A 7,360-nucleotide genomic window follows, 5' to 3' on the forward strand; every position below is an offset into this window, starting at 1 on the left:
GCCCACTCCCCCGCGGGACGCACCCGAGCGGCGCCGCCCCGGGCAAACACGCGCCACCGCCGCGGGGTCGCGGCCCCGGGGACCCGGCGGCTGTGGCGAGTCGACGACACCGGGACCCTCAGCCGATCCAGTCGCTGAACCGGCGACCGGAGATCAGCTCGTAGGCCTCGATGTACCGGTTCCGGGTCGCGCCGATGACGTTGTCCGGCAGGGCCGGCGGCTCCTGCCCGGAGTGCCGGTCCCAACCGGAAGCGTCCGAGGTCAGCCAATCCCGCACGTACTGCTTGTCGAACGAGGGCTGCACCTGGCCGGGCCGGTACCCGAACGTCGGCCAGAACCGGGACGAGTCCGGGGTGACCAGCTCGTCGCCGAGCACCACCTGGTCACCGAGCAGGCCGAACTCCAACTTGGTGTCCGCGACCAGCACCCCGCGGGTCAGGGCGTGCGCGGCCGCGCGCTCGTACAGCGTCACGGTCAGGTCGCGGATCTGCTCGGCCAGCGGCCGGCCGATCAGGTCGACGACCCGCTCGAAGGAGATGTTGTCGTCGTGCTCGCCGATGGCCGCCTTGGTGGCCGGGGTGAAGATCGGCTCCGGCAGCATCGAGGCCTCGATCAGGCCGCCCGGCAGCGGAATGCCGCAGACCTCACCGGTCGCCTGGTAGTCGGTCAGGCCGGAACCGGTCAGGTAGCCACGGGCCACGCACTCCACCGGCAGCATCTCCAGCCGGCGGACCAGCAGGGCCCGACCGCGGACCTCGTCCGGGATCCGCGGGTCGTCGTAGGCGACCAGGTGGTTGGGCACGACGTCGCCCAGCAGGTCGAAGAAGAACACGCTCGTCGCGGTGAGCACGCGGCCCTTGTCGGGGATCGGCGACGGGAGCACGTAGTCGTAAGCGCTGATCCGGTCGGTCGCGACCATCAACAGCAGCTCGTCGTCCACCTCGTACAGTTCCCGGACCTTGCCGGTGGACAGGTGGCGGTAGTCGGAGAGAGTCGGCACGACCGCACCGTACTGGCCCGGGCCGCGGAACGCGCGACCGTCATGGCTGTCGATCATGACGACCACGCCCTCGTGGCGAGCGTCGACAAGCCGGACCAGCAGGTTCCCGGGCCGGGAGCAGCACATCGGGCGAGTCGACGCGGAGGGGGCGCGTCGCGGGTCAGCCCGATGGGGTCAGCCCGCGGCGGCGCAGCAGCGGCTCGATCTCGGCGTCCCGGCCGCGCAGGTTCCGGAACGCCGCCAGCGCGTCCACCGACCCGCCGACGGACAGCAGCGTGGCCCGGAGGTGGTCACCGTTGGCCCGGGTCAGCCCGCCGCGCTCGGTGACCATGTCGACGGTGTCGGCGTCCAGCACCTCGGACCAGATGTAGGAGTAGTAGCCGGCCGAGTAGCCGCCGTCGAAGATGTGCTGGAAGTAGGTGCTGCGGTAGCGCGGCGGCACCAGGGCCAGGTCGATGCCGGCCGCGGCCAACGCGGCCGCCTCGAACGCGACGACGTCGTCGGGCACGGCATCCGGTGCGAGCCGGTGCCAGGCCTGGTCCAGCAGCGTCGCGCCCAGATACTCGACGGTGCCGAAGCCCTCGCCCCACAGCTGCGCGGCCTGGATCCGCTCGACCACCTCGGCCGGCAGCGCCTCCCCGGTGTGCACGTGCCGGGCGTAGTCGGCCAGCAGCTGCGGCCAGAACACCCACATCTCGTTGACCTGGCTGGGGTACTCGACGAAGTCCCGGGGCACGTTCGTGCCGGAGAACCGCGGGTACCGCACGTCGGAGAACAGGCCGTGCAGGGCGTGCCCGAACTCGTGGAACAGGGTGCGCAGCTCGTCCAGGGTGACCAGGGCCGGCTCCCCCGCCGCCGGCCGCGGGATGTTGAGCACGTTGACGATGACCGGCCGGGTGCCGTGCAGGTGGTTCTGGTCGACGAACGAACTCATCCAGGCGCCACCGCGCTTGCCCTCGCGGGCGAAGTAGTCGCCCACGAACAGCCCGATGGGCTCGCCGCCGGCGTCGCGAACCTCCCAGATCCGCACGTCCGGGTGGTAGCCGGTGAGGTCCGGGCGGGGCACCAGGTCGATGCCGTACAGCCCGCGGGCGGCGGCGAAGACCCCGTCGGTCAGCACCCGGTCGAGCTGGAAGTACGGCCGGAGCGCCGCGGTGTCCACCTCGTACCGGTCCCGGTAGATCCGGTCGCTGTAGTACGCCCAGTCCCAGGGTTCGAGCGGGTCGACGCCGTCGGCCGCGGCCGCCGCCGCGAGCTGCTCGGCCTCGGCGCGGGCGTTGGCCATCGCCGGCCCGACCAGCCGGCCCAGGAACGCGTCCATCGCGGCCAGCGAGCCGACCGTCTGATCGGCCACCGTCGCGTCCGCGTGGGTGGGGAATCCCAGCAGGCGCGCCCGCCGGGCCCGCAGCCGGACGATGTCCAGCAGCACCGGCCGGTTGTCGTGCTCGCCACCCTCGGCCCGGTGCAGCGAGGCCTGGAACAGCCGGCGCCGGACGTCGCGGTTGCGCAGCACCTTGAGCAGCGGCTGCCCGGTCGGCAGCACCAGGGTGATGACGAACCGGCCCGCCAGCCCGCGGTCGGCGGCGGCCGCCGCCGCGGCGCCGATCGCGTCCGCGGAGAGCCCGTCGAGCTCGGCGGCGTCGTCCACCACCACGGCGGCCGCCTCGGTGGCCGCGAGCAGGTTCTGCCCGAACGTGGTCGTCACCGTGGCCAACCGCTCGTTCAGCTCGGCCAGCGCGCGCCGGCGGTCGGCGTCCAGGCCGCCGCCGGCCAGCACGAAGTCGAGGTGGTAGCGGGCCAGCAGCTGGGCGTCCTCCCCGGCCAGCGTCGGGGTGGCCTGCTCGGCCCGGTGGACCGCGTCGATGCGGGCGAACAGGGCGGGGTCGAGCCGGATCCGGTCGTAGTGGGCGGTCAGGGCCGGCACCACCCGGGCCTCCACCGCGCGCAGCGCCTCGGTCGAGGAACTGCCGGTCAGGTTGAAGAACGTGCTGGCGACGCGGTTGAGCAGCACACCGGACCGTTCCAGGGCCACGATCGTGCCGTCGAACGTGGGCGGTGCCGGATCGTCGGCGATGGCCCGGACCTCGACCAGATGCTCGGCCATCCCGGCCGCGAACGCGGGCTCGAAATCCTCGACGCCGATCTCGGCGAACGGCGGCAGCTGGAAGGGCAGGGTGGACGGTTCGGCGAAGACGGACATGGTGCCGATCATCCCCGAGCCGGGAATCGCCGGGCCGGCCGCACCGCGCGCGGGGCCTCAGCCGTCGTGGGCGACCACCTGGTGCGCGGCGCGGCGCGGGGACGCCTTGCCCGGGCGGGCCGGCCAGCCCACCCGGAACAGGCACAGCAGGTGGGGCGCGTCCGGCCCGAGGATCTGCGCCAGCCGGGCCGCGGTGCCGGCGGGGCGCCCGGCCACGCGATCGCGGTCGATCCGCTCGGTGATCTGGTTCATGTGCTGCAACGCCAGGTCGACGGTGGTCGCGGTCAGGTGCACGCGTTGCGCCAGCCGGCCGCCGGTGAGCTGGTCGAGGCGGGACGTCGGGTCGGCCACCAGCACCGCGCCGTAGGCGGCGGCGGTCCGGGTGTGCACGGTCCGGGTCTGCTTGACCCAGGCGGCGTCCGCCATCGACCGGGACGCCAGCGCCGGGACCAGCTTGGCCGCGACCCGCACCGGGGCGGCCAGACCCTGTCCGTCCACGGTGAGCCCGTCGCGGTGGGCCTCGATCGCGGCCCCGCTCGGCCGGAACCAGGAGTATCCGTCGCGGGACATCGCGTCGTCGTCGGCGATGGCCTGCGCGGCGTCGACGAGCAACTCACCCAGGGCGGACCGGGCTCCGGGTTCGACGATCCAGCGGACCGCGGCGGCCAGGTCTCCGGCGGCCCCGATCTCGGCCAGGAGTTCGGGCGCGACCGCCTCGGCCCGGAACGGGCCCCGGTTGGTGTGCCGGTTCGGGATCGCCTCGGCCAGCGGGGTCAGCTCGACGTGGGCGGGCCGGACCTCGATCCGGGCCACCAGATCGGCGTCGGGGCCGTCGGGCAGCAGGGTGACGGCGACCGTCAGGGCCTTGGCCGGGGCGGCGACCACGACGTTCTCGATCGCCGCGCCGAGCGCGATGGTGCGTTCCCGCCGCTCGGGGTCGACCGTGCCCATCACCCGGGCGTCGTCGGCGTAGACGTTCAGCCAGTCGGGCCCGGTGGTGAACCGCCAGGGCTGGGTGTTGTGCGGGCTCGGCGCCAGGATGGCCGCGGCGACCAGGCCGAAGATGCCCTGAGCGTCGGCCTCGGCCGACCAGGGGTGCAGCCCCGCACCTCGAAGAACCCCGGCGGCGTTGCCCATGTCGATGCCTCTCTCCCGTACTGGTTCGGGCGGCCGGTCCGGACCGGACCCGGCTGCTGCGACTGCTCGCCCGGGCCGGGCGGGGCGATGCGGATCCTTGTGGCCCGGGCCCGGCCCGACGTCTGGCGTCACGCTAGGTCGGTCCGCCGATGACGCAGCAGAGTCGAAGGTCCCGGCGCGACCGGCCGCCGGGCACCGCACCGGACGGGACGGGCCGGTGCGCGCGATCCGGGACACGATCGGGTCCGGCCGGCCCGGGACGCCCGGCCGGGCGCCGGAAAAGGGACGCCGAGCAGGGACGCGGAAATGGGACGCGAAGCAGGGACGCGGAGCAGGGACGTGGCAAAGAAAAAGGCCGGCGCGCTCACCTGAGGGTGCTCGCGCCGGCCATCGGCAGGCGGTGCTCTCGCGAACACCGATCCCCCGAGCCGGACCCACACCGGGAGCTGGGCTCTGTCCCCGCCGCGGGACGTGAACCGGTGCGATCCGGCGGGCATCGTTCCTGCCGAACAAGGTTAGGCTAACCTACGCCTGCGCCCCTCGCAAGCCCCGTCCACCAATTTGATCACACGGATCGTGCCGAAATCCGGACGAGCCGGTTTCACAGGGTCCGCCCACCCGATGGCCGATAGGCTGACCCGCGTGCCGGACCAGGATCAGCCCGCAGGCGGCGGTGAGCCGCTCGATCGCACCCGGCGCATCGACCGGCCCGGGGAGCCGGGCGGCGCCGGGACCGGGCCCGGCGGAACCGGAGGAGCGACCGGACCTGCCGGATCCGGAGCGACCGGCGCCCGACCCGCGGCCGGCGGACCCGCCGACGACGGGCCGCCCACCCAGCAGGGCAGCCCGCAGGACTGGTTCGCCGACGACGGCCCCGATCCCGACGCCGACCTGGACGCCCGGACGGCCGGCGACCGGTCCGCCGGCGAGTTCACCCGCCCGTACGACCCGTCGGCCGATCCCACCCCCGGCGTCGTGCCCGGCATCGTGCTGGACAACCGCTACCGGCTGGAGGAGATGCTCGGCCGGGGCGCCACCGCCGAGGTCTACCGCGGTCTGGACGAACTGCTCGGCCGGCAGGTCGCCATCAAGGTGTTCCACCGCGGTCTGACCGACCCGACCACCGTGGCCCGGCAGCGCACCGAGATGCAGGTGCTGGCCAAGCTGCACCACCCGAACCTGATCACCGTCTACGACGCCAAACTCGGCGTCGAGCCGCCGCCCGGCGCCCCGCCCGCCGCCGACGATTCCGACCTGACGTACCTGGTGATGGAGCTGGTCCAGGGCGGCACCCTGGCCAACCGGATCACGCCCACCGGGATGGCCCCGACCGACGTCGCCCGGATCGGCGCGGCGGTGGCCGGCGCGCTCGCCGCGGTCCACGCCCTGGGGCTGGTGCACCGGGACGTCAAGCCCGCGAACATCCTGATGTCGACCGAGGGCGACGTGAAGCTCAGCGACTTCGGCATCGCGCGGGAGCTGGCCGCCGAACGGCTGACCGCCGCCGTCGACGTCATCGGGACGGCCGCGTACCTCAGTCCCGAGCAGGCGCGCGGGGCCGAGGTCGGCCCACCGACCGACGTGTACGCCCTCGGCCTGGTGCTGCTCGAGGCGCTGACCGGCCGCCGCGAGTTCCCGGGGCAGGCCGTCGAGTCGGCGGTCGCCCGGTTGCTGCGCGACCCGGTGGTGCCGGACACCCTGCCCGGCTCGTGGCCGGCCCTGCTGCGCGCGATGACCAGCCAGGATCCGGTCCGCCGGCCCACCGCGGCCCAGGTGGAGGCCACGTTGACCGGCCGGGGTCAGGTCCCGGCCGCGCCGGCGCCGACCCCGGCGACCGCGACGTTGCCGCAGCGGGTGCCGCCGCCCCCGCCCCCACCCCGAAAGTCGGGCGCCGGCAAAACGTTCGCCATCACCCTGCTGATCCTGGCGCTGGCCGCGCTCGCGGTGGTCGGGGTCGTCGCGCTGATCCAGCGCAACTCCGACAGCCCGACGCCGACCGTGCCGACGACGTCGCCGGCGTCCACCGCGCCGTCCGAGGTGACCGTGACCGAGACGACCACGCGGGACGAGACGCCGACGAGCCGGTCCACCCCGTCGACCTCGTCCACCTCGTCGACGCCGTCAACCAGCAGCACCCCGACGACACCCACCACCCCCACCACGCCCACGACACCGACCACTCCGACCACAGCCACCACCGCGACCACCGCGACGACCCCCACCGCTCCCACCACCGCGGCGACCGGTGAGCCGCCCGCCCAGCAGACGTCCGGTGCCCCGGCACCCTGACGGGACCGAGCGGCGGGTCAGGTCGACACCTGCCCCGCCGGCGGGCGCCACGGCACGACCAGCACCGGTCGGTGCGCGACCTTGAGCAGGTGCGTGGTGAACGAGCCGGTCAGCAGCCCGGCGACCGCGCCCTTGCCGTGGTTGCCGGTGACGATCAGGTCGGCGTCCTGCTCCTCGGCGAGGTCGGCGATCAGCTGCGCGGGGTGACCGCCCTCGTCCGTGGTGACCACCAGGTCCGCCTCGATGCCGTCGGCGCGCAGACCGTCCACCCGTTCCCGCAGCTCCTGCTCGACCGGCTGATGGTCGTCGACGAGCACCGGCCGGTGGCCGATGCGCCAGTCCCGATGCACGCAGGCCACGGTCACCCGGGCGCCGGTGGACGCCACCAGGGTCCCGATCATCGGACGCGCCCGATCCGCGGCGGCCGTCCCGTCGTTGGCCCAGATGATCCGCTTCATGAACCGTCCTCCCGCTCCCCGCTGCTCGCCCCGCCGGCCCGACGGGAAAGGTTGGCCGGCCGCGTTCGCGTCGGTGCGCCGTTGCCTCGCCGCGAACGCTGGCCGTGAGTGCAGTCTGCGCATGTCCACCCGCGCGGACCATCGGGTCCAGCACCCATCTCCGGGCCGCTCGCGGCTCCGGCGCCCCGCCGCCCCCCACGGTCGACGACGCGAAAATGGAGACCGGCCCCCATGGACACTCCGGCACCCGGCGGTGACCCTGGGGTCATGTCCGTC

Annotated in this window: 5 protein-coding genes; 1 reads left to right on the top strand and 4 read right to left on the bottom strand. The window is 74.2% G+C overall.

Annotated features, from left to right (window positions below; all coding sequences use genetic code 11):
- Nucleotides 1-118: 118 nt before the first annotated feature.
- The 3 genes from ACOJUF_RS22510 to ACOJUF_RS22520 form a co-directional block, all read right to left on the bottom strand.
- A complete protein-coding gene (locus ACOJUF_RS22510; RefSeq protein ID WP_420124046.1) occupies nucleotides 119-1,000 on the bottom strand; it encodes a phosphoribosylaminoimidazolesuccinocarboxamide synthase in 882 nt (293 codons plus the stop codon).
- Nucleotides 1,001-1,160: 160 nt separating this feature from the next.
- On the bottom strand, nucleotides 1,161-3,212 hold the full coding sequence (locus ACOJUF_RS22515) for a M3 family metallopeptidase (RefSeq protein ID WP_420124047.1): 2,052 nt from the start codon (nucleotides 3,210-3,212) through the stop codon (nucleotides 1,161-1,163).
- Nucleotides 3,213-3,257: 45 nt separating this feature from the next.
- Entirely contained in the window at nucleotides 3,258-4,337 is a 1,080-nt protein-coding gene (locus ACOJUF_RS22520) for an Acg family FMN-binding oxidoreductase (RefSeq protein WP_420124048.1), read from the bottom strand.
- A 642-nt stretch (nucleotides 4,338-4,979) separates the two neighbouring features.
- Between ACOJUF_RS22520 and ACOJUF_RS22525 the strand changes: the two genes are divergently transcribed.
- On the top strand, nucleotides 4,980-6,626 hold the full coding sequence (locus ACOJUF_RS22525) for a serine/threonine-protein kinase (RefSeq protein ID WP_420124049.1): 1,647 nt from the start codon (nucleotides 4,980-4,982) through the stop codon (nucleotides 6,624-6,626).
- Nucleotides 6,627-6,643: 17 nt separating this feature from the next.
- Here ACOJUF_RS22525 and ACOJUF_RS22530 read toward each other — a convergent pair whose 3' ends face one another.
- Nucleotides 6,644-7,084 carry a universal stress protein gene (locus ACOJUF_RS22530; RefSeq protein WP_420124050.1) on the bottom strand — a complete coding sequence of 147 codons (441 nt, stop codon included), beginning with the start codon at nucleotides 7,082-7,084 and terminating at the stop codon, nucleotides 6,644-6,646.
- Between the last annotated feature and the right edge of the window lie 276 nt (nucleotides 7,085-7,360).

It is taken from the genome of Nakamurella sp., from assembly GCF_048594475.1.
Lineage (GTDB): Bacteria > Actinomycetota > Actinomycetes > Mycobacteriales > Nakamurellaceae > Nakamurella.